This window comes from Streptomyces sp. NPDC102278, from assembly GCF_044766345.1.
GTDB lineage: Bacteria > Actinomycetota > Actinomycetes > Streptomycetales > Streptomycetaceae > Streptomyces.
Genome location: NZ_JBIWLV010000001.1, coordinates 346,956 through 367,164 on the forward strand (window position 1 = coordinate 346,956; position 20,209 = coordinate 367,164).

At 71.2% G+C, this 20,209-nt stretch carries 19 protein-coding genes; 8 read left to right on the forward strand and 11 right to left on the reverse strand.

Features of this window, described 5'->3' with window-relative positions:
* The first annotated feature begins 17 nt into the window (after window positions 1-17).
* The gene (locus ACIRO3_RS01505) at window positions 18-1,133 is read left to right on the forward strand and encodes an ABC transporter ATP-binding protein (RefSeq protein ID WP_361771256.1); all 1,116 of its coding nucleotides are present in this window, start codon (window positions 18-20) and stop codon (window positions 1,131-1,133) included.
* The gene (locus ACIRO3_RS01510; protein ID WP_404131470.1) at window positions 1,130-1,966 is read left to right on the forward strand and encodes an ABC transporter permease; all 837 of its coding nucleotides are present in this window, start codon (window positions 1,130-1,132) and stop codon (window positions 1,964-1,966) included. Before ACIRO3_RS01505 ends, ACIRO3_RS01510 begins: the two co-directional genes overlap by 4 nt.
* Window positions 1,967-1,987: 21 nt before the next feature.
* On the opposite strand, the gene ACIRO3_RS01515 is transcribed toward ACIRO3_RS01510, so the two are convergent.
* Window positions 1,988-2,335 carry an ATP/GTP-binding protein gene (locus tag ACIRO3_RS01515; protein WP_404131472.1) on the reverse strand — a complete coding sequence of 116 codons (348 nt, stop codon included), beginning with the start codon at window positions 2,333-2,335 and terminating at the stop codon, window positions 1,988-1,990.
* Between the two features lie 261 nt (window positions 2,336-2,596).
* Here ACIRO3_RS01515 and ACIRO3_RS01520 point away from each other — a divergent pair, with 261 nt between their 5' ends.
* Window positions 2,597-3,616 carry an LLM class flavin-dependent oxidoreductase gene (locus ACIRO3_RS01520; protein WP_404131473.1) on the forward strand — a complete coding sequence of 340 codons (1,020 nt, stop codon included), beginning with the start codon at window positions 2,597-2,599 and terminating at the stop codon, window positions 3,614-3,616.
* Window positions 3,617-3,733: 117 nt separating this feature from the next.
* Here ACIRO3_RS01520 and ACIRO3_RS01525 read toward each other — a convergent pair whose 3' ends face one another.
* Window positions 3,734-4,126 carry an SCO5389 family protein gene (locus tag ACIRO3_RS01525; RefSeq protein ID WP_053677465.1) on the reverse strand — a complete coding sequence of 131 codons (393 nt, stop codon included), beginning with the start codon at window positions 4,124-4,126 and terminating at the stop codon, window positions 3,734-3,736.
* Window positions 4,127-4,346: 220 nt separating this feature from the next.
* Here ACIRO3_RS01525 and nucS point away from each other — a divergent pair, with 220 nt between their 5' ends.
* On the forward strand, window positions 4,347-5,018 hold the full coding sequence (nucS, locus tag ACIRO3_RS01530) for an endonuclease NucS (RefSeq protein WP_361771248.1): 672 nt from the start codon (window positions 4,347-4,349) through the stop codon (window positions 5,016-5,018).
* 103 nt (window positions 5,019-5,121) lie between these two features.
* Here the strand turns inward: nucS and ACIRO3_RS01535 are convergent, their stop codons facing one another.
* The 3 genes from ACIRO3_RS01535 to ACIRO3_RS01545 form a co-directional block, all read right to left on the reverse strand.
* Window positions 5,122-7,752 (reverse strand): ATP-binding protein, encoded by a 2,631-nt coding sequence (locus ACIRO3_RS01535; RefSeq protein ID WP_404131476.1) that lies wholly within the window; start codon window positions 7,750-7,752, stop codon window positions 5,122-5,124.
* Window positions 7,753-7,947: 195 nt separating this feature from the next.
* Window positions 7,948-8,271, reverse strand: coding sequence for an STAS domain-containing protein (locus ACIRO3_RS01540; protein WP_053677459.1), 324 nt, complete (start codon window positions 8,269-8,271; stop codon window positions 7,948-7,950).
* 156 nt (window positions 8,272-8,427) lie between these two features.
* Window positions 8,428-9,276 carry a 3-hydroxyacyl-CoA dehydrogenase family protein gene (locus ACIRO3_RS01545; protein WP_404131478.1) on the reverse strand — a complete coding sequence of 283 codons (849 nt, stop codon included), beginning with the start codon at window positions 9,274-9,276 and terminating at the stop codon, window positions 8,428-8,430.
* A 440-nt stretch (window positions 9,277-9,716) separates the two neighbouring features.
* On the opposite strand from ACIRO3_RS01545, the gene ACIRO3_RS01550 reads away from it, so the two are divergent.
* The gene (locus tag ACIRO3_RS01550; protein WP_365999297.1) at window positions 9,717-10,289 is read left to right on the forward strand and encodes a cob(I)yrinic acid a,c-diamide adenosyltransferase; all 573 of its coding nucleotides are present in this window, start codon (window positions 9,717-9,719) and stop codon (window positions 10,287-10,289) included.
* A gap of 19 nt (window positions 10,290-10,308) precedes the next feature.
* Here ACIRO3_RS01550 and ACIRO3_RS01555 read toward each other — a convergent pair whose 3' ends face one another.
* Entirely contained in the window at window positions 10,309-10,941 is a 633-nt protein-coding gene (locus ACIRO3_RS01555) for a hypothetical protein (RefSeq protein WP_404132303.1), read from the reverse strand.
* Between the two features lie 187 nt (window positions 10,942-11,128).
* On the opposite strand from ACIRO3_RS01555, the gene ACIRO3_RS01560 reads away from it, so the two are divergent.
* The 3 genes from ACIRO3_RS01560 to ACIRO3_RS01570 all read left to right on the forward strand — a co-directional run bounded on the left by ACIRO3_RS01560 (window position 11,129) and on the right by ACIRO3_RS01570 (window position 15,016).
* Entirely contained in the window at window positions 11,129-12,325 is a 1,197-nt protein-coding gene (locus ACIRO3_RS01560; protein ID WP_404131480.1) for a sensor histidine kinase, read from the forward strand.
* Window positions 12,322-12,975 carry a response regulator transcription factor gene (locus ACIRO3_RS01565; RefSeq protein ID WP_361771239.1) on the forward strand — a complete coding sequence of 218 codons (654 nt, stop codon included), beginning with the start codon at window positions 12,322-12,324 and terminating at the stop codon, window positions 12,973-12,975. Before ACIRO3_RS01560 ends, ACIRO3_RS01565 begins: the two co-directional genes overlap by 4 nt.
* 136 nt (window positions 12,976-13,111) lie before the next feature.
* Window positions 13,112-15,016: a glycosyl hydrolase family 18 protein gene (locus ACIRO3_RS01570; protein ID WP_404131482.1), complete on the forward strand. Its 1,905-nt coding sequence runs from the start codon at window positions 13,112-13,114 to the stop codon at window positions 15,014-15,016.
* Window positions 15,017-15,103: 87 nt separating this feature from the next.
* Here the strand turns inward: ACIRO3_RS01570 and ACIRO3_RS01575 are convergent, their stop codons facing one another.
* The 5 genes from ACIRO3_RS01575 to atpA form a co-directional block, all read right to left on the reverse strand.
* Window positions 15,104-15,553 carry a DUF2550 domain-containing protein gene (locus ACIRO3_RS01575; protein ID WP_053677710.1) on the reverse strand — a complete coding sequence of 150 codons (450 nt, stop codon included), beginning with the start codon at window positions 15,551-15,553 and terminating at the stop codon, window positions 15,104-15,106.
* Between the two features lie 129 nt (window positions 15,554-15,682).
* A complete protein-coding gene (locus tag ACIRO3_RS01580) occupies window positions 15,683-16,057 on the reverse strand; it encodes a F0F1 ATP synthase subunit epsilon (RefSeq protein WP_053677447.1) in 375 nt (124 codons plus the stop codon).
* Window positions 16,058-16,188: 131 nt separating this feature from the next.
* On the reverse strand, window positions 16,189-17,631 hold the full coding sequence (gene atpD, locus ACIRO3_RS01585; RefSeq protein ID WP_053677446.1) for a F0F1 ATP synthase subunit beta: 1,443 nt from the start codon (window positions 17,629-17,631) through the stop codon (window positions 16,189-16,191).
* Window positions 17,631-18,548, reverse strand: coding sequence for a F0F1 ATP synthase subunit gamma (locus tag ACIRO3_RS01590; protein WP_404131485.1), 918 nt, complete (start codon window positions 18,546-18,548; stop codon window positions 17,631-17,633). Before ACIRO3_RS01590 ends, atpD begins: the two co-directional genes overlap by 1 nt.
* A gap of 20 nt (window positions 18,549-18,568) precedes the next feature.
* A complete protein-coding gene (atpA, locus tag ACIRO3_RS01595; protein ID WP_053677441.1) occupies window positions 18,569-20,164 on the reverse strand; it encodes a F0F1 ATP synthase subunit alpha in 1,596 nt (531 codons plus the stop codon).
* Window positions 20,165-20,209 lie beyond the last annotated feature (45 nt).

Genomic DNA, 20,209 nt, shown 5'->3' on the forward strand with positions numbered 1-20,209 from the left:
TGCTAAGGGGCAGAACCATGATCGAGGCAGTCGGCCTTACCAAGCGCTTCGGCGCGAAGACCGCCGTCGACCAGCTGTCCTTCCAGGTCAGGCCAGGTCACGTCACCGGATTCCTGGGGCCCAACGGCTCCGGCAAGTCCACCACCATGCGCATGATCGTGGGGCTGGACAGGCCCACTTCCGGCCACGTCACCATCAACGGCCTGCCGTACCGCGACCTGCCGAACGCGCAGCGTCACGTCGGCGCCCTCCTCGACGCGAAGGCCACGCACGGCGGCCGGCGCGCCCGCACCCACCTCCTGGCCGTCGCCCAGCTCTCCGGCATCCCGGTGAAGCGGGTGGACGAGGTACTGGCCGTGGTGGGCCTCCAGGACGCGGCCCGACAGCGCACGAAGGGCTTCTCGCTCGGCATGGGGCAGCGGCTCGGCATCGCCACCGCCCTGCTGGGCGACCCCCGGGTGCTGCTCTTCGACGAACCCGTCAACGGCCTCGACCCCGAGGGCATCCTGTGGGTGCGCACGCTCATGCGCCGGCTCGCCTCCGAGGGCCGTACCGTCCTCGTCTCCTCGCACCTGATGAGCGAGATGGCGCTGACCGCCGATCACCTGATCGTGATCGGCCGGGGCCGGCTGTTGGCCGACATGGGCACCCAGGAATTCATCACGCACAACTCGGCCGGATTCGCTCGGGTACGCGCGGCCGAGACCGATCGGGATGGCCGGGACACGCTCGGTGAAGCCTTCCGCAAGGCCGGTGGTCGGGTCCTCCAGGAGCCGGACGGCGCCCTCCGCGTGACCGGGCTGGAGCTGCCGCGGCTGTCCGACCTCGCCCACGAGGCGGGGGTGCGGCTGTGGGAGCTGTCACCGCACCGGGCCTCGCTGGAGGAGGCCTACATGCGGATGACCCAGTCCTCCGTCGAGTACACCTCCACCGACGACCCCCGGGCCGAGCTGTGGGAGCCGGAGCCGCTGAGCGTCCCGGAGTGGGAGGCGGAGCCCGCGGCCCCCGAGGTGCCGCAGACGGGGTTCTACGCGCCCCCGCCGCCCGCCGCGGGCACACGGCCCTTCCTGATGCCCGGCACCGCCGGCGAACTCGCCGGAGCCGCCAAGAGCAACCCCGAGGACACCCGATGACCGGCCCGACCACGACGGCGCCCGCCGCGCCCGCCACCCCCGGGACGCCCCACGAGGACACCCGGCCGCACATCGGGCACGCGATGGCCTCGGAGTGGACCAAGCTGATCTCGGTCCGCTCGACGATGTGGACCCTCGGGACGCTGGTGGTGATCGTCGTCGGCATCGGGCTGCTCTTCGTGTCCCAGACCGCGGACGAGGACTACGTGCAGATGCCGTTCACCACGCCGGCGCTGTTCGGCCTGCTGGTCGGCCAGCTCGCGGTGATCGTACTGGGCGTCCTGACCATCACCTCCGAGCACGGCACCGGACTGGTCCGCACCACCTTCACCGCCGCCCCCGACCGGCACCGGGTGCTCACCGCGAAGTACCTCGTCTTCGGCGCCACGGCCCTGGCGGCCACGCTCGGCTCGGTCTTCGTGGTCGCCGCCGCCGCGATGGCCGTGCACAGCGGCCCCGGCGCCGGGCCGCATTCCCCCGGGGAGTGGGGCGGCGCGCTCGCCGGTTGCCTCTACGTCACGCTGCTCGGGGCGCTCGCCCTCGCCGTCGGGGCACTGGTCCGGCACTCGGCCGGGGCGATCACCCTGATGCTCGGACTGGTCACGCTGCCGCCGGTGATCGGCGGGATGCTCGGCTACTGGGAGGCCTCCGCCCGGATCGGGGAGATCATCCTCCAGTACAACGTCCCCGTCGCCTTGATGCAGTTGTTCGGCATGCCGACGGGCGAGGACAAGGTCCTGCCCGGCGACCTGCCCCAGATCGGCCTGCTCCTGCTGGTGACCGGGGCCGCGGTGGCGGCCTCGTACGTGGCCGTCGGCCGCCGGGACGTCTGACCGACCGGCGGGGCGTCCGACCTAGTGTCGGGGCGCGTTCCTGGACCGCTGCACCCGTGAGGTGCGGCGGTCCTTCGCGTTCCAGCACGCCTTGTGCCAGTGCCGCCGGTCGTCCACGCCGCCGTACTCGGGCCAGGCCACCAGATGCGGGGTGCCGGAGGGGATCTCCTGGTCACAGCCGGGGCAGCGGTAGCGCTTGCCCACCGCGCTCGCGCCCGCGACGTGCCGGACCTTCCACTCCTCGCCCTGGTACTCCTCGGTCTGCTCCAGGCCGTACCGGTCAAGGCCCCCCGAGCCCGATCCGGAGCCCGGGTCCGAACGGTCGGACGGATTCCCCCCGCCCCTGGGGCGGTTGTGGCGCGGTGACACGTATACCTCACGGATGGGCGGACGGCAGTGACTTTCTCCCAGACTACGCGCAGCGAGCTCGGGTACCCGCAGGGTGTGCGAAGGAGGGTGACCGAGAGGCCCGTGACTCGTGGGACGGCATGACAATCCCAATAACTTTCCTGTCAGGCCGTGCCTTTGGCACTTGTCAGACGTTGTTGCCATCAGACGTTGATGCCATGAAACGGCACCGAGCCGGTCCACCTGGGGGAGGCCGCGCCGGCCGCGAGGAGGCTAAGGGCGATGCGCGTAGGAGCGTTTGTACTGGCGGCCCAGTTCCCGGGCCAGGGGCAGGGGGAGGCGCTGCACCGGGCGGTGCGGACCGCCGAGGTGGCCGAGGAGGCCGGGCTGGACTCGGTCTGGTTGGCCGAGCACCACTTCGTGCCGTACGGGGTGTGCCCGTCGGCGGTGACCCTCGCGGCGCTGCTGCTCGGACGGACCCGGCGGCTGCGGGTGGGCACGGCCGTGAGCGTGCTGCCGAGCACGCACCCGGTGACCCTCGGGGAGCAGGCGGCGCTGCTCCACGTCACCTCGGGGGGCCGGTTCACCCTGGGGGTGGGGCGGGGTGGCCCCTGGGTGGACCTGGAGGTGTTCGGGGGCGGGCTGGACGCGTACGAGAACGGGTTCCCTGCCGACCTGGACCTGGTGCGGCGGTGGCTGTCCGAGCCGCGCGTGGCGGCGGCCGGCACGCGGTACGGCTTCCGCGAGGTGGCCGTCGTACCGCGTCCGTCGGAGGCGCTGGACGGCGACGGGAAGGGGCCGGAAGTGATCGTCGCGTGCACCTCCCCCGCGTCGGTGCGACTGGCCGCCGAGCGGGGTCTGCCCATGTTGTTGGGCATGCACTGCGGTGACGAGGACAAGGCGGAGATGGTCGCGCTGTGGCGGCGCACCGCTCGGGCCGCCGGCCACCACCCGGAGGCGGGGCACGTGTCGGCGGGGGTGTGCCAGCTGGCGGACCGGACCGCGGACGCCCGGGAGACGCTGCTGAAGGCGATGCCGGGCTGGTTCCGGCAGGGGCTGGACGCGCACGTGACGGTGGACGGCCGGCAGCGCGCGATGCGGGATCCCGTCGCCTACACGGAGCTGTTGTGCGACCTGCACCCGGTGGGCACCCCGGAACTGGCGGCGGACCGGTTGGCGGCGACCGCGGAGCGCACGGGCATCGGCCGGTTCGCCCTGCTCACGGAGGGTTCCGGCGATCTCGCCGCGACGGAGGAGAACGTACGGCGCCTGGGCGCCGAAGTCCTGCCCCGCCTCGGCTGAGATCCGGATCCCGGGCCGGCGCGGCCGGGGAGCCGGGGCTGCCGCTCCGGTGTCAGTCGCACCTCTCGCGACTCGGAGCGGCAGCGCAGAGGCGGGGCGGGACCTCGGCGACAGGGCCTAACAGTCGCGCAGTTCCGGCGACTGGTTGAGCAACTGGCCCCGGATCGAGGTGAAACGGGCGTGCCTGTCATCAGACGAGGTGTCCAGCGGGAACACGGCGACACGGTGGCAGTTCTGGAATGCCAGACGCACTCCGAAGTGCCGCTGGAGCGCACCACGTATCGCGTCACTCGCGAGGGCGCGCAGCAGCTGACCACGCGCCTGCTCGTCCGGCGGCGGCGTCTGGTTGTCGGCGAACTCTCCGCCCTCAACCTCCAGCTGAGCCACCAACGAGCTGATCATCTCCCATGCGTAGGGCAGGGAGGTCCGGACGCAGTCGACGAAGGCGGCTTCGTCGACCTCGCCTCGCTCGGCCTGTTCGAGTAGGGCCGGTGAGACGTCGAGCGACATGGGTTCTCCTCTCGTGACCCCGGCGTTCGGGTCGCCGGAGTCTTACGGGCAGGGAAGGAGAGTCGCGACGCAGTGTGCACGCTCGACGACCTCCCGCTATCCACGGTAGGCGCCCACCGGGTGCCGCACCAGGAGAATGCGCATACAACGCGCCATCCTCGAACGGGGCTTTCACGGGCGAATCGCGTGGAGGCCCATCGGTCGAGTAGCGTTGCCGACCATGCGTCTCGTCATTGCCCGCTGCTCCGTCGACTACGCGGGCCGGCTCACCGCCCATCTGCCCTCGGCACCCCGTCTGATCCTCGTGAAGGCCGACGGCAGTGTCTCGATCCACGCGGACGACCGGGCGTACAAACCGCTCAACTGGATGTCGCCTCCGTGCACCCTCAAGGAGGGGAGCGGGGACGAGGCCGGTGTCTGGACGGTCGTCAACAAGGCGGGCGAGAAGCTCATCATCACGATGGAAGAAGTCCTGCACGACTCCTCCCACGAGCTGGGCGTGGACCCGGGTCTGATCAAGGACGGCGTGGAGGCGCACCTCCAGGAGCTGCTGGCCGACCGGATCGACACCCTCGGCGATGGCTACAGCCTGATCCGGCGCGAGTACATGACCGCGATCGGGCCGGTGGACATCCTGTGCCGTGACGCCGACGGCGCGACGGTGGCCGTGGAGATCAAGCGGCGCGGCGAGATCGACGGCGTCGAGCAGCTGACCCGCTACCTGGAGCTCCTGAACCGGGACCCGCACCTCGCCCCCGTCCGGGGCGTGTTCGCGGCCCAGGAGATCAAGCCCCAGGCCCGTGTCCTGGCGACGGACCGCGGCATGGACTGCGTGATCCTCGACTACAACGCCATGCGCGGCATCGAGGACGACAAGCTCCGCCTGTTCTAGCCCCTGTCGTCCAAGTGGCGCCTCTTCGCAGGGCTCCCGCGGCCCCGTCGGCGATCGCCGGCGGGGCCGTCACCGTTCCCCGGCCCCGACAGGATCCGGAAGCCTAGCGGGACGTGGACGCCTCCGGGGACGTGTCCCCGCCCGTCGGGCCGGTGGTGGTCGTCGGTCCCGTCGGCCCGGTCGTCGCCGTCGGTTCCGGGGTCCCCGAGGACGTGGACGGCTTGGGGTCCGCGGAGGTCGGCGACTGGACCGGCGTCGAGGGCGGCGCCGAGGTGCGCGGTGTCGTCGGGGACGAGGGCCGGCCGGACGGCGTGCGGGCGGGCGGTGTCTTCCCGATGCCCGGCACGGTGCCGGGATCGGGGTCGGTCCCCGATCGCGTGGGGCGGCTCGGGTCCGCCGGATCGGCCGGGTCGGACGTCCCGGGCTCCGGGTCGGAGGTCTGCGAAGGAACGTTCCCGCTGGTCTCCGTCACCGACGTCGGGGTGGACGACACGGCGGGCCCCTGCGGCTCGTCGTGGTCCGACGGGGCCATGGCCAGGGCCACCACCGTGCCCAGCACCGCCACCGTCACCGCGCCGGCGGCGGCCAGCAGCGCCGTGCGCCGTCGGGACGTCGGTGCGGGCGGGGGCGGCGGGGCGGCCTGCGGCGCGGCCGGCTTCGTCGTCGGGGGGAAGGCGTCGTCGAAGACGTCCGACAGGGCCGAGGAGGACTTCTGGTCCCCCCGCTGGATCACCGGGACCACCTGCGTGACGGGCTCCCCCCGCGGGGCCGGCGACGGCAGGGCCGGGGGCCCCGCCGAGGTCACCGCCGCGACCGGTCCCGCCGGCGCCGAGGCGGGCGGAGCGGCGGCCGGGAACGCCGCCGGGAACGCCGCCGGGAACGCCGCCGGGGACGCGGACAGGGACACCGGCGGGAAGGCCGTCGGCGACGACGGGGCCGAGGCCCCGGTCGCGGCCGCAGGAGCCACCGGAGCCTTGGAAGCCAGGGGATTCACGGGTGCCACGGGCTTCACGGATGCCACGGGACTCACGGAGGCCAGGGGACTCACGGACGCCACCGGGGCCACGGGCGCCTCCAGCCGCAGCGGCGGCGACGCCTCGCCCCCCGCCGCCTCCCGGTCGGTGACCAATGCGAGGGCCCGTCGCCCCGCGACCGTCCCCCGCTTGTCGGCGAGCGCGCCCCGCAGGCCGATCGAGGCCTCCAGTTCCGCCCGGGCCCGCTCCAGCCGGCCCTCGCACAGCGCGAGCACGCCGAGTTCGTGGTGGAAGTACGCCTGCTCCGCGACCTCCCCCGCCTTCCGCGCGGCCTCCGCGCCCGAGCGCAGCACCCGCTCCCACGCCTCCCAGTGCAGCGACGCCGCGAACGCCGGGGCGGCCGTGCGCGCCAGCAGTACGGCCGCCACCACATCGGCGCCGGCCAGGGCCGCCAGGACCGCGTCGGCCTCCGCCGCGACCCGCTCCGGGGTCACCGAGGCGTGCCCGGTCCACCAGACGTAGTGCCGGGCGGCCGTGCGGGCCTCCTCGGCGGCGCTCTCCCCGTACCCCGCCTCCTCCAGCTGCCGGGCCACCCCGGGGGCCAGCCGGTAGCGCGGTCCGACCGGTGTGAGCAGCCCGCAGCCGAGGAGCTCCGCGACCGCCACGTCGGCGTGCGTGTCCCCCACCAGGGCCGGCAGGTGGGCGTGGTGCGGCATCTCCCCGCCGAGCGCGCACGCGATGCGCAGGGCGGCGCGCGCCGATTCGCTCACCCGGGAGGCGAGGAGTTCCGCCGGCGCCGCGGCTTCGGCGAGGGTGGGCAGCGGTACGTCGACGGGCTCGCGGGGGCGCTCCTCGAAGACGCCGGGCTCCTCCTCGTCGTCCGTCTCGTCGGTCCGGTTGAGTTCGTCCCGCTGTCGCAGCAGCGCGGCGGCCTGGACGAAGCGCAGGGGCAGTCCCTCGGAGGCGAACCGCAGGTCGCCCGCCCAGGCGGTCTCCTCCTCGGTCAGGGCGCGGCCGGTGAGTGCCTCCAGCAGCAGGACGCAGTCGGCTCGGCCGAGGCCTCCGAGGAAGACCTCCTCCAGGTGCGAGTCGTCGGAGGGGGATGTGGTGTCGGGGGTGGCGGCGAGCAGGTAGGCGCATTCGGGTGTGGCCCGCAGCAGTTCGTCGAGGGCGGCGCCGCCGAGTTCGAGGTCGTCGAGGAGGACGACCGCGCCGATCTCCTTCACCCGCGCGAGGAGTTCCGTGCGGTCGGGGCGCCGGCCCGACCCCTCGTACACGGCCGCGTACAGCGCCTGGAGCAGTTCCGCCGGTTGCTGATGCCCGTGCCCGGAGAGCCGTACGACCCCGTCGGGCGCGACCGACTCGCACGCGAGGGCCACCGAGTCGAGCAGTGCGGAACGGCCCGATCCGGCGGGTCCGGTCAGGCGTACGGAGCGCCCGCGCCCCAGCAGCCGTACGAGTCGCTCCCGCTCCTCCTCGCGTTCCAGCAGGAGCCGGCCGGGGAGCGTGGCGCCGGGCAGCGCCGGCGGTCTCGCGGCGGCGTCCCGCTCCGCGCGGTCGGCCGGGCCGCGCTTGGCGGGGCGCTGCGTACCGGTGCCCGGTCGCAGGGGTTCTATCTCGCTGCCGTCGACCGGGTTGACGGTGAGGGTGAAGTCCGCCGCGGTGAGGGTGACGACCCGCGCGACGGGCCCGCTCGCGGGGCCCGTCGAGGACGCCGGGGTGTCCTCGCCCGGTTCGGACTGCCCCTGAGTTCGGTCCATGACCAAGTCCCCCGATCGCGTCGCGCGTACCGCCGCTGCCGCCGTCGTACCGCCCGGCCTTCGCTCGCACACGCCGCAGTCGCTACTGGTCCGGTTTCCGCCCGAACCCTAGACCGTGGCCGGCCCCGCCGGAACCGCCGGGGTGCCTTCACCACCGGACCGTTACGTTTCTGCGGGATCGGACGCGCCCGGTCGTCAGACCCGCGGCAGGGATTCCGCTTCCAGTCCGCCCTCGATGGCGAGGATCCGGTGCAGCCGGGTCGCCACCAGCAGCCGCTGCATCTGCGCCGGCACCCCGCGCAGCACCAGGCGGCGTCCGCTCCGGCCGGCCCTCCGGTGGGCGCCCATGATCACGCCGAGGCCGGTCGCGTCCCAGGAGTCGAGGGCCGTGAGGTCCAGCACGAGATCGCCGTGGCCGTCGTCGAGGGCTGAGTGCAGGGCCGTACGGGCGTCCGCCGCGCTGCGCACGTCGAGGCGACCCCCGACCGCGAGTTCGGCGTGGTCGCCCCTGATGTGCATATGCGCTCCCGGCAGTCCTGCGTTCGTCTGGTCCGACTGGTCCGTGGTCGGCAACTCTCACTGCAACTGACTGCCTCAGGAGCAGGGAAGTTGCCGACCGTGAGCGAACCGATACCTAATTCACCCTGTCGGGCGATGGCATTCGAACGATCGTGCTCAGTGCTTGTAGAAACCCTGGCCGCTCTTGCGGCCGATGTCGCCCGCGTCGACCATGCGGCGCATCAGCTCCGGCGGCGCGAACTTCTCGTCCTGCGACTCGGTGTAGATGTTGCTCGTGGCGTGCAGCAGGATGTCGACGCCCGTGAGGTCGGCGGTGGCGAGCGGGCCCATCGCGTGACCGAAGCCCAGCTTGCAGGCGATGTCGATGTCCTCGGCGGAGGCGACGCCCGACTCGTACAGCTTCGCGGCCTCGACGACCAGCGCGGAGATCAGACGGGTCGTCACGAAGCCGGCGACGTCGCGGTTGACGACGATGCAGGTCTTGCCGACCGACTCGGCGAACGCCCGCGTGGTGGAAAGGGTTTCGTCGCTGGTCTTGTAGCCGCGGACGAGCTCGCACAGCTGCATCATCGGGACGGGCGAGAAGAAGTGCGCGCCGACGACCCGCTCCGGACGCTCCGTCACGGCCGCGATCTTGGTGATCGGGATGGCGGAGGTGTTGGAGGCGAGGATCGCGTCGTCGCGGACGAGCTTGTCGAGCGCGCGGAAGATCTCGTGCTTGACCTCGAGCTTCTCGAAGACGGCCTCGACGACGATGTCGGCGTCGGCGACCGCGTCGAGGTCGGTGGAGGTGGTGATCCGGGCCAGCGCCGCCTCGGCGTCCTCGGCCGTCAGCTTGCCCTTGGCGACGAAGCGGTCGTACGAGGCCTTGATCCCGTCCGTGCCGCGGGTCAGCGCGGCGTCGGTGACATCACGCAGTACGACGTCCCAGCCCGCCTGAGCGGAAACCTGAGCAATGCCGGAACCCATGAGTCCGGCACCGATGACGGCGAGCTTCCCAGCCACTGCACACCCCTCGTTCTTGGGTACGGCCCAGTCCCGTAGCCTCTCCGGCGGACACTAGCGCCCGTGAGGGGTCGTGTGACCGCGAAGTAACACGCGTCACGTCTCATCTGACGGACATCACACCGGGACGGCTCAGCCCGCACCCGCCGCTCCCAACCGGTCCCCGTTCGGCCGCAGTCGCCCGACCTCGCGCTCCGCTCCCCCGGCCCCGCGGAGCCGCTCCGCCGGGCACGCCGCCGCCAAAACGGCGGCTCACCGGGCCTGTTCGGCTCCGCACCGGCCGCCGAACATGTCGGGCATACCGCCCGCTCACCCCCGAACCGTCATCTCCGCGCCGTTCCGTGCCCTTTCGGGTCGATCGGTGGCCGCCGCCGGGGGCGGGCGCCGGTCCACGAGGGCCGCCGCACGCGGGTTTCGGCGCCGCTCACTACGCTGGAGACATGGTGAACCTCACGCGCATCTACACCCGCACCGGCGACCGGGGCACGACCGCCCTCGGCGACATGAGCCGTACGCGCAAGACCGACCTGCGGATCTCCGCGTACGCCGACGTCAACGAGGCCAACGCGGCCATCGGCACGGCGATCGCCCTCGGCGCCCTGTCCGAGGACCTGGTGAAGGTGCTGGTCCGGGTGCAGAACGACATGTTCGACGTGGGCGCGGACCTGTGCACCCCCGTCGTCGAGAACCCCGAGTACCCGCCGCTGCGCGTCGAGCAGTTCTACGTGGACAAGCTGGAGGCGGACTGCGACACCTTCAACGGCGAGCTGGAGAAGCTGCGCAGCTTCATCCTGCCGGGCGGCGCCCCCGGCGCGGCCCTGCTGCACCAGGCCTGCACCGTCGTGCGGCGGGCCGAGCGGTCCACCTGGGCGGCCCTGGAGGAGCACGCGGAGGTGATGAACCCGCTGACGGCCACCTACCTCAACCGCCTCTCCGACCTCCTGTTCATCCTGGCCCGGACGGCCAACAAGGAGGTCGGGGACGTGCTGTGGGTGCCGGGCGGCGAGCGCTGACGCGCGCGCCGGCCCCGCGTCAGGGCAGTCGCCCCGGCCAACGCTTGAGGAGGCCGGCGGGGTCTCCCCCGTCCCGGACGGGCTCACCGTCTCCGGTGGCCCCGCCCGCCGCGGCCCCGCCTGCCGGATCCTTGCGCGGCCAGATCGAGTAGGTCGCCGCGACCAGGGCCTGGATGCCGACGATCCGCAGGACGATGAACTGCCACTGCCGGATCCCGTCGACGTCCACTCCGTCGCCCACGTACAGGATCGCGGCCTCCAGCAGTCCCAGGGAGACGCTCGCGGCGACCAGGGTCCGCACCCACAGCTTCCACTCGTGGACGGCCCGCGCCCTGCCGTACGTGGTGCCCGGCGGTTTCGGTCCCCCCGCCCAGCGGTGCGCGGCGTGCCGGTCGAGCCACTTCACCGTGTAGTGGCCGTAGCCCACGGTGTAGCCGATGTAGAGGGCGGCCAGGCCGTGCGTCCAGCCCGGTCGGCCGCCGTTCTTCAGGTCCAGCGTGGTGAACACGAACAGGACCAGCTCCAACAGCGGCTCGCACAGGAGCACCGCCGCGCCCAGCCTCGGCATCCGGGCGAGGTAGCGCAGGGCCAGCCCGGCCGCCAGCAGCACCCAGAAGCCGACCTCGCAGGCGATGATCAGCGCGACGAGCACGGTACTCACTCTCCCTCTCGGCCTCTCGACGCGCACGGGTCGGCCGTCCCCGGTCCTTCCAAGAGTCCCGTCCGGGCCGACCCGGCACGTCGTCTGTGATGACGAGAGTCGACTGCACCCTTCGATGTAGCCGCTCCTCCGCCCCGGTGGCGAGGCCCCGGGGCGGAGCACCGTGTTGGATGGGTGCGTGCCCTCGAAGACCCCCGCGTCCGCCTTCCGCCCCCACCGCGACGACGTCCTGCTCTGCGTCGTCAGCGTGCTCGCCGGCGTGCTCCTGTGGTCGCTGGGGGTGCACAGCTCCCCGAACCGGAACCTGCTGCCCGACTGGGCGGCCCTGGTCCCGTTGGTCGTCCTCGGCGCGATGGAGCCGCTGCGCCGCACCGCACCGCGTCTGACACTGGCCGTGGGCACCGTCGGGATCGTCGCGGACCAGTTCACCGTCGGGAACATGGCCACGGTCCTGATCTTCACCGACCTGATGTACGCAGCCGTCGTGTACGGCAAGCCCGCCATGGCCCGGCGGCTCCCGGTCACCACGGGGCTCATCACCATCGCCGTCACGATCGCCTCGGTCGCCTGGCTGCGCACCCCGCAGGCCCTGCTGATCGGCGTGATCACCGGCATCGTCAGTTTCGGGCCGGCCCTGACCGGCGCCACCCTGCGCAACCACCGCGAGGCGGCGGAGGCCGCCCGGCTGCGCGCCGAGCAGACCGCGCTGCTGGCCGAGATGGACCGCGCGCAGGCCGTGGTCGCCGAACGGGCTCGGATGGCGAGGGAGTTGCACGACATGGTGGCCAATCACCTGTCGGCCATCGCCATCCACTCCACCGCCGCGCTGTCCATCGACTCCCCCACGACCAGTCGGGACGCCCTCGGGGTGATTCGCGAGAACAGCGTGCAGGGGCTGGCCGAGATGCGCCGGTTGATCGGGCTGCTGCGGGACGCCGGCGCGGAGCAGGAGCCGGTGGCGGTGCCCTCCCTCGACGGGCTGGACGTACTCGTCGGCAAGGCCCGCGTGAACGGGGCCGGCAGCGGCCTGGAGTTCGTCCTGGAAGACGCCCGCGTCGACGGGGAGCCGCTGCCCGCGCCCGTGGAGCTGGCCGCGTACCGCATCGTGCAGGAGTCGCTGACGAACGCGCTCAAGCACGCCGTACCCGGGACGGTCCGGGTGCGCCTGACGTCCGCGGACGGGCTGCTGACCGTACGGGTGGACTCGCCGTACGGGGAACGGTCCGGCCCGCGCGCGCCGGGTTCGGGGGCGGGGCTGATCGGCATGCGCGAGCGGACGCAGCTGCTGGGGGGCGCGTTCACGGCGGGGCGGGCCGGCACGGTGTGGCGGGTGCGGGCGTCCTTGCCCGCCGAGGAGAGGGCGGTGACCGGGTGACCTTCCGGGTCGTGGTGGCGGAGGACCAGAGCGCGGTGCGCGCGGGTCTGGTGATGATCCTGCGCAGTGCGGGCGACATCGAGGTGGTGGGCGAGGCGGCGGACGGGGAGGAGGCGGTCCGCCTGGCCCGTGAGTTTCGGCCGGATCTGGTCCTCATGGACGTGCAGATGCCCCGGCTCGACGGGGTCTCGGCCACGCGGCAGGTGGTCGCGGAGGGGCTGGCCGACGTACTCGTGCTCACCACCTTCGATCTCGACGAGTACGTCTTCGGGGCGCTGCGCGCGGGCGCCTCGGGCTTCCTGCTGAAGGACGCGGAGGCGGCGGAGCTGATCGAGGCGGTGCGCACGGTCGCCCGCGGCGAGGGGCTGATCGCGCCGGCGGTGACCCGCCGGTTGATCGCCGAGTTCGCGGCGCCGCGGCCCGTGCGGACGACCGTGCCGCCGGAGCGCGCCGAGGCGGTGGCCTCGCTCACCCGGCGCGAGCGGGAGGTGCTGAGCTGCCTGGGCGAGGGTCTGTCGAACGCGGAGGTCGCCCGCCGGTTGGAGATGGCGGAGGCGACGGTGAAGACGCACGTCAGCAGGTTGCTGGGGAAGCTGGAACTGCGCAGTCGGGTCCAAGCGGCCGTGTTGGCACAGGAGTTGGGGATCTAGAAGGTTGCTTGAAGGGAGGTCTGGACCTCTTGACGGTTGGTCCAGACCTTTCTAATCTCACCGCAACACTGTGGTGAGCGTGTCATGACAAGGACCTTGACGAGACGTGCTCACGGGCGGCGCAGGTCCCACCCCCATGTCGGAGTCGGCCCCACGACTTCGACGGACCTACGGAGGAACACCCTTGAGCACAGCACCCCCACGACGCGTACGACTGCTCAGAAGGCTGGCCGCGACCGCGGTCGCCCTGGCCCTGCCCGTCGCCGGCCTCGTCGGCCTGGCGGGCACCGCACAGGCCGCAGGCTCCGCCACCGCGACCTACGCCAAGGCCTCCGACTGGGGCTCCGGCTTCGAGGGCAAGTGGACGGTGAAGAACACCGGGACCACGGCCCTCACCAGCTGGACCGTGGAGTGGGACTACCCGGCCGGCACCAGGGTGACCTCGGCCTGGGACGCCACCGTCACCAGCTCGGGCAACCACTGGACCGCCAAGAACGTCGGCTGGAACGGCGCCCTCTCCCCCGGTGCGAGCGTCACCTTCGGCTTCAACGGCACCGGCCCGGGCGCCCCCTCCGGTTGCAAGATCAACGGCGGCTCCTGCGACGGCGGCACCACTCCCACCGACAATCCGCCATCCGCCCCCGGCACCCCCACCGCGACCGGGGTCACCGACACCTCGCTCACCCTGAACTGGGCCGCGGCCACCGACGACAAGGGGATCAAGAACTACGACGTCCACCGCGGCGGCAGCAAGATCGCCACGGTGACCGGCACCAGCTTCGCCGACAGCGGCCTGACCAAGGGCACGACCTACGCCTACACGGTCACCGCCCGCGACAGCGCCGACCAGAGCGGCCCCGCCTCCGGCTCCCTCTCGGTGACCACCACGGGCGGCGGCACGGGTCCCGGCCCCGACCCCGGTGACGGCACCAAGGTCAAGCTGGGCTACTTCACGAACTGGGGCGTCTACCAGCGCAACTACCACGTGAAGAACCTGGTCACCTCCGGCTCCGCCGCGAAGATCACGCACATCAACTACGCCTTCGGTAACGTCCAGGGCGGCAAGTGCACCATCGGCGACGCGTACGCCGACTACGACAAGGCCTACACCGCCGACCAGAGCGTCGACGGCGTCGCCGACACCTGGGACCAGCCGTTGCGCGGCAACTTCAACCAGCTGCGCAAGCTCAAGGCGAAGTACCCGAACATCAAGATCCTCTGGTCCTTCGGCGGCTGGACCTGGTCCGGCGGCTTCGGCCAGGCCGCGGCGAACCCGGCCGCCTTCGCCCAGTCCTGCCACGACCTCGTCGAGGACCCGCGCTGGGCCGACGTCTTCGACGGCATCGACCTCGACTGGGAGTACCCGAACGCCTGCGGCCTGACCTGCGACACCAGCGGCGCGGCCTCCCTGAAGAACCTGATGCAGGCCGTCCGCGGCAAGTTCGGCGCGAACAACCTGGTCACCGCGGCGATCTCCGCCGACGGCTCCAACGGCGGCAAGCTCGACGCGGCCGACTACGCGGGCGCCGCCCAGTACGTCGACTTCTACAACGTCATGACGTACGACTTCTTCGGCGCCTGGGCGGCGCAGGGCCCGACGGCCCCGCACTCCCCGCTCACCGCCTACCCCGGCATCCCGCAGGACGGCTTCAACTCCGAGGCCGCGATCACCAAGCTCAAGGGCAAGGGCATCGCCGGCTCCAAGCTCAACCTGGGCATCGGCTTCTACGGCCGCGGCTGGACCGGCGTCACCCAGGCCACCCCGGGCGGCACGGCCACCGGCCCCGCCCCGGGCACCTACGAGCCCGGCATCGAGGACTACAAGGTCCTCAAGGCGAGCTGCCCGTCGACCGGCACCATCGCCGGCACCGCCTACGCCAAGTGCGGCAGCAACTGGTGGAGCTACGACACCCCCGCCACCGTCGCCTCGAAGATGACCTGGACCAAGCAGCAGGGACTGCGCGGAGCCTTCTTCTGGGAGTTCAGCGGCGACACCACCAACGGTGAACTCGCCAACGCGATCCACACCGGTCTGCAGTAGCCCCCACGCTCCGCACCGGTGAACGGACGAAGCCGGGGAGAAGGGTCCGTCCCCCTTCTCCCCGGCTTCTTCACGTGCCGGTACCGCTCAGGCCACGTTCACCCGCTGGCCCGGAGGCGCCGCCTCCAGCCAGGCGAGGAAACCGGTCAGCGCGTCGTCGCTCATCGCCAGCTCCAGGCGCGTCCCCCGGTGGGAACAGCCGAGCACGACCGCGTCGGACAACAGCGCCAGCTCCTCCTCGCCCTCGGGCGCGCGGCGGGCGAGCACCTCGATGGAGGACCGCTCCAGCAGCCGGCGCGGGCGCGGGGAGTAACTGAAGACCCTGAACCACTCGATCCGGTCACCGCTGTAGCGGGCGACCCCGTACACCCACCCCTTGCCGGAGACGTCGGGCCCCTCGGCCACGCCACCCCATCGCAGGCTGCAGTCGAAGGTCCCCCCGGACCGCTGGATCAGTCTCCGGCGCAGCCCGAAGACAAAGAGCCCGATCGCCAACAAGACCACGATCAGGCCGCTCACAAGCAGAGCGAGGAGCATCTTCACCGACCTCCTCGCTCATCGAATACCGCCATGCGAAAAACGGACGTACATCGCCTCAGCCGCGACCCGGTCTGGAAGATTCCAGAATGAACCGCGGCTGAGGTCGCACACTATTCGGTACGGGGCTCAGTGCCCCGTTACCGCGCGCAGTCGGACATCCGCGCGACGCTCGGCGGCCGCGTCGGCCTCCGACTTCGCGCGATCCAGTGCCCGCTCCGCCCGCTGGACGTCAATCTCGTCCGCGAGCTCGGCGATCTCGGCCAGCAGCGACAACTTGTTGTCCGCGAACGAGATGAATCCGCCGTGCACCGCGGCGACGACAGTGCCGCCCTCGCTGGTGCGGATGGTCACAGGGCCCGATTCCAGCACACCGAGAAGCGGCTGGTGACCGGGCATGACGCCGATGTCGCCGGACGTGGTGCGGGCGACAACAAGGGTGGCCTCGCCGGACCAGACATTGCGGTCCGCCGCGACCAGCTCGACGTGCAGCTCAGCAGCCAAGGTGGCTCCTCGGGTCACCACCCGGCGGGTCGGCCGGGTGTTGGGTCAAATTCTAATGGGCGTGGGGAGAGGGACGGGACGCGCCCGCCCCTCTCCGTCAATCATCGGCTCTGCTCACGAGGAGCGGGGCTTCAGGAGACGCCCAGCTCCTTGGCGTTGGCCTTCAGGTCCTCGATGCCACCGCACAGGAAGAACGCCTGCTCGGGGAAGTGGTCGTAGTCGCCGTCGCAGATCGCGTTGAACGCCACGATCGACTCCTCCAGCGGAACGTCCGAACCGTCCACGCCGGTGAACTGCTTCGCCACGTGGGTGTTCTGCGACAGGAAGCGCTCGACGCGACGGGCACGGTGGACAACGAGCTTGTCCTCCTCGCCCAGCTCGTCGATACCGAGGATCGCGATGATGTCCTGGAGGTCCTTGTACTTCTGGAGGATCCCCTTGACGCGCATCGCCGTGGCGTAGTGGTCCGCCGCGATGTACCGCGGGTCGAGGATGCGGGACGTCGAGTCCAGCGGGTCCACGGCCGGGTAGATGCCCTTCTCGGAGATCGGACGGGAAAGAACCGTCGTCGCGTCGAGGTGGGCGAAGGTGGTCGCCGGCGCCGGGTCGGTCAGGTCGTCCGCGGGGACGTAGATCGCCTGCATCGAGGTGATCGAGTGACCACGGGTCGAGGTGATGCGCTCCTGGAGGAGACCCATCTCGTCGGCCAGGTTCGGCTGGTAACCCACCGCGGAGGGCATGCGGCCGAGCAGGGTCGACACCTCGGAACCCGCCTGGGTGTACCGGAAGATGTTGTCGATGAAGAACAGCACGTCCTGCTTCTGCACATCGCGGAAGTACTCCGCCATGGTCAGACCGGCCAGGGCGACGCGCAGACGGGTGCCCGGGGGCTCGTCCATCTGACCGAAGACGAGCGCCGTCTTGTCGATGACGCCCGAGTCGGCCATTTCCTCGATGAGGTCGTTGCCCTCACGGGTACGCTCACCGACGCCCGCGAAGACCGACACACCGTCGTGGTTGTTGGCGACGCGGTAGATCATTTCCTGGATCAGAACGGTCTTGCCGACACCGGCACCACCGAACAGACCGATCTTTCCACCCTTGACGTACGGGGTGAGAAGGTCGATGACCTTGACGCCGGTCTCGAACATCTCGGTCTTCGACTCGAGCTCGTCGAAGCGGGGCGCCTTGCGGTGGATGGGCCAGCGCTCGGTGACGTTGGCGTTCTCCTCCGGGTAGTTCAGCACCTCACCGAGGGTGTTGAACACCTTGCCCTTGGTGAAGTCACCGACGGGGACGGTGATGCCCTCGCCCGTGTCGGTCACCGGGGCCTGGCGGACCAGACCGTCGGTGGGCTGCATGGAGATGGTGCGGACGAGGCCGTCACCCAGGTGCTGGGCGACTTCCAGGGTCAGCGTCTTGAGCGCGCCGTCCTCGGCCGGGTCGGCGACCTGGACCTTCAGCGCGTTGTAGATCTCGGGCATGGCGTCGACGGGGAACTCCACGTCGACGACCGGGCCGATGACCCGGGCGACGCGGCCCGTGGCGGCGGCCGTCTCAACAGTGGTCGTCATTACTTGTCACTCCCCGCGGTCGCGTCAGCCATGGCGCTCGCGCCACCGACGATCTCGCTGATTTCCTGGGTGATTTCGGCCTGGCGGGCCGCGTTGGCAAGCCGGGAGAGGCTCTTGATGAGGTCTCCGGCGTTGTCGGTCGCCGACTTCATCGCACGGCGGCGGGCGGCGTGCTCGGAAGCGGCCGACTGCAGCAGTGCGTTGTAGATGCGGCTCTCGACGTAGCGCGGCAGCAGGGCGTCGAGGACGTCCTCCGCCGACGGCTCGAAGTCGAACAGCGGAAGGATCTCGCCCTTCGCACCGGACTCTTCTTCGGCCTTGTCGAGGCAGAGCGGCAGCATCCGGCCGTCGACCGCGTTCTGCGTCATCATCGACACGAATTCCGTGTAGACGATGTGCAGCTCGTCGACGCCGCCCTCGGCCGTTTCCTTCTGGATGGCCTCGATCAGCGGCTCCGCGACGCGCTTGGCGTCGGCGTAGGCCGGGCTGTCGGTGAAGCCGGTCCACGACTCCGCGACCTTGCGCTCGCGGAAGCCGAAGTAGGCCAGACCCTTACGGCCGACGATGAACGTGTCGACCTCCTTGCCCTCGCCGCGCAGCCGCTCGCTGAGCCGCTCCGCCTGCTTGATGGCGTTCGAGGAGTAGCCGCCGGCCAGACCGCGGTCGCTCGTGATGAGCAGGACCGCGGCGCGCGCCGGCGCCTCGACCTCGGTGGTCAGGGCGTGCTTGGTGTTCGAGCCGGTCGCCACCGCGGTCACCGCACGGGTGAGCTCGGTCGCGTACGGCATCGATGCCGCCACCTTGCGCTGCGCCTTGACGATGCGCGAGGCGGCGATCATCTCCATCGCCTTGGTGATCTTCTTGGTCGCCGTGACGGCACGGATGCGACGCTTGTAGACCCGGAGCTGCGCTCCCATGAGTCAGGTCCCTTCCGTCGTCACTTGGAGACGTTGACGGCCGGCGCGTCCTCGCCCAGAAGCTTGCCGTCCGAGGTCTCGAACTGCTGCTTGAAGGCGGCGATGGCGTCGGCGATCGACGTCAGGGTGTCGTCCGACATCTTGCCGCCCTCGGCGATGGAGGTGAGGAGGTCCTTGCGCTCGCGGCGCAGGTGCTCCAGCAGCTCCGACTCGAAGCGACGGATGTCGTTGACCGGGACCTCGTCCATCTTGCCGGTGGTACCGGCCCAGACGGAGACGACCTGCTCCTCGACGGGCATCGGCTGGTACTGGCCCTGCTTGAGCAGCTCGACCAGACGCTTGCCGCGCTCCAGCGAAGACTTCGACGCCGCGTCCAGGTCGGAACCGAAGGCGGCGAACGCCTCCAGCTCACGGTACTGGGCGAGGTCGAGGCGCAGTCGGCCGGAAACCTGCTTCATGGCCTTGTGCTGCGCGGAACCACCGACGCGGGAGACCGAGATGCCGACGTTCAGCGCCGGGCGCTGGCCCGCGTTGAACAGGTCGGACTCCAGGAAGCACTGGCCGTCGGTGATGGAGATGACGTTGGTCGGGATGAACGCCGACACGTCGTTCGCCTTGGTCTCGACGATCGGAAGACCGGTCATCGAACCGGCACCCATGTCGTCGGAGAGCTTCGCGCAGCGCTCCAGCAGACGGGAGTGCAAGTAGAAGACGTCGCCCGGGTAGGCCTCGCGGCCCGGCGGGCGGCGCAGCAGCAGCGACACGGCGCGGTAGGCGTCGGCCTGCTTCGACAGGTCGTCGAAGATGATCAGGACGTGCTTGCCGGCGTACATCCAGTGCTGGCCGATGGCGGAACCGGTGTACGGCGCCAGGTACTTGAAGCCGGCCGGGTCGGACGCCGGGGCGGCGACGATCGTCGTGTACTCCAGCGCGCCGGCGTCTTCCAGGGCGCCGCGAACGGACGCGATGGTCGAGCCCTTCTGGCCGATGGCGACGTAGATGCAGCGAACCTGCTTGTTCACGTCGCCCGAGCGCCAGTTGTCGCGCTGGTTGATGATCGTGTCGACGGCCAGAGCGGTCTTGCCGGTCTGACGGTCGCCGATGATCAGCTGTCGCTGGCCGCGGCCGATCGGCACCATCGCGTCGATGGCCTTGTAGCCGGTCTGCATGGGCTCGTGGACCGACTTGCGGACCATGACGCCCGGGGCCTGCAGCTCGAGGGCGCGGCGGCCTTCGGTCGCGATCTCGCCGAGACCGTCGATCGGGTTGCCGAGCGGGTCGACAACGCGGCCGAGGTAACCCTCGCCGACGCCTACGGAGAGAACCTCACCGGTGCGCTGCACCGGCTGGCCCTCCTCGATACCGCTGAACTCGCCGAGGACGACCGCACCGATCTCGCGCTCCTCGAGGTTGAGGGCGAGACCGAGGGTGCCGTCCTCGAACTTCAGCAGCTCGTTCGCCATGGCGGAGGGCAGGCCCTCCACCTTCGCGATGCCGTCGCCGGCAACGCTGACCGTTCCGACCTCCTCGCGCGAGGCCGCGTCCGGCTGGTACGACTGGACAAAGTTCTCCAGTGCGTCCCGGATCTCCTCCGGCCGGATCGTGAGCTCCGCCATCTGGGTTCCCTGCTCTCCTTGTTGGGCCTGAAGCTTCTTAGGGGT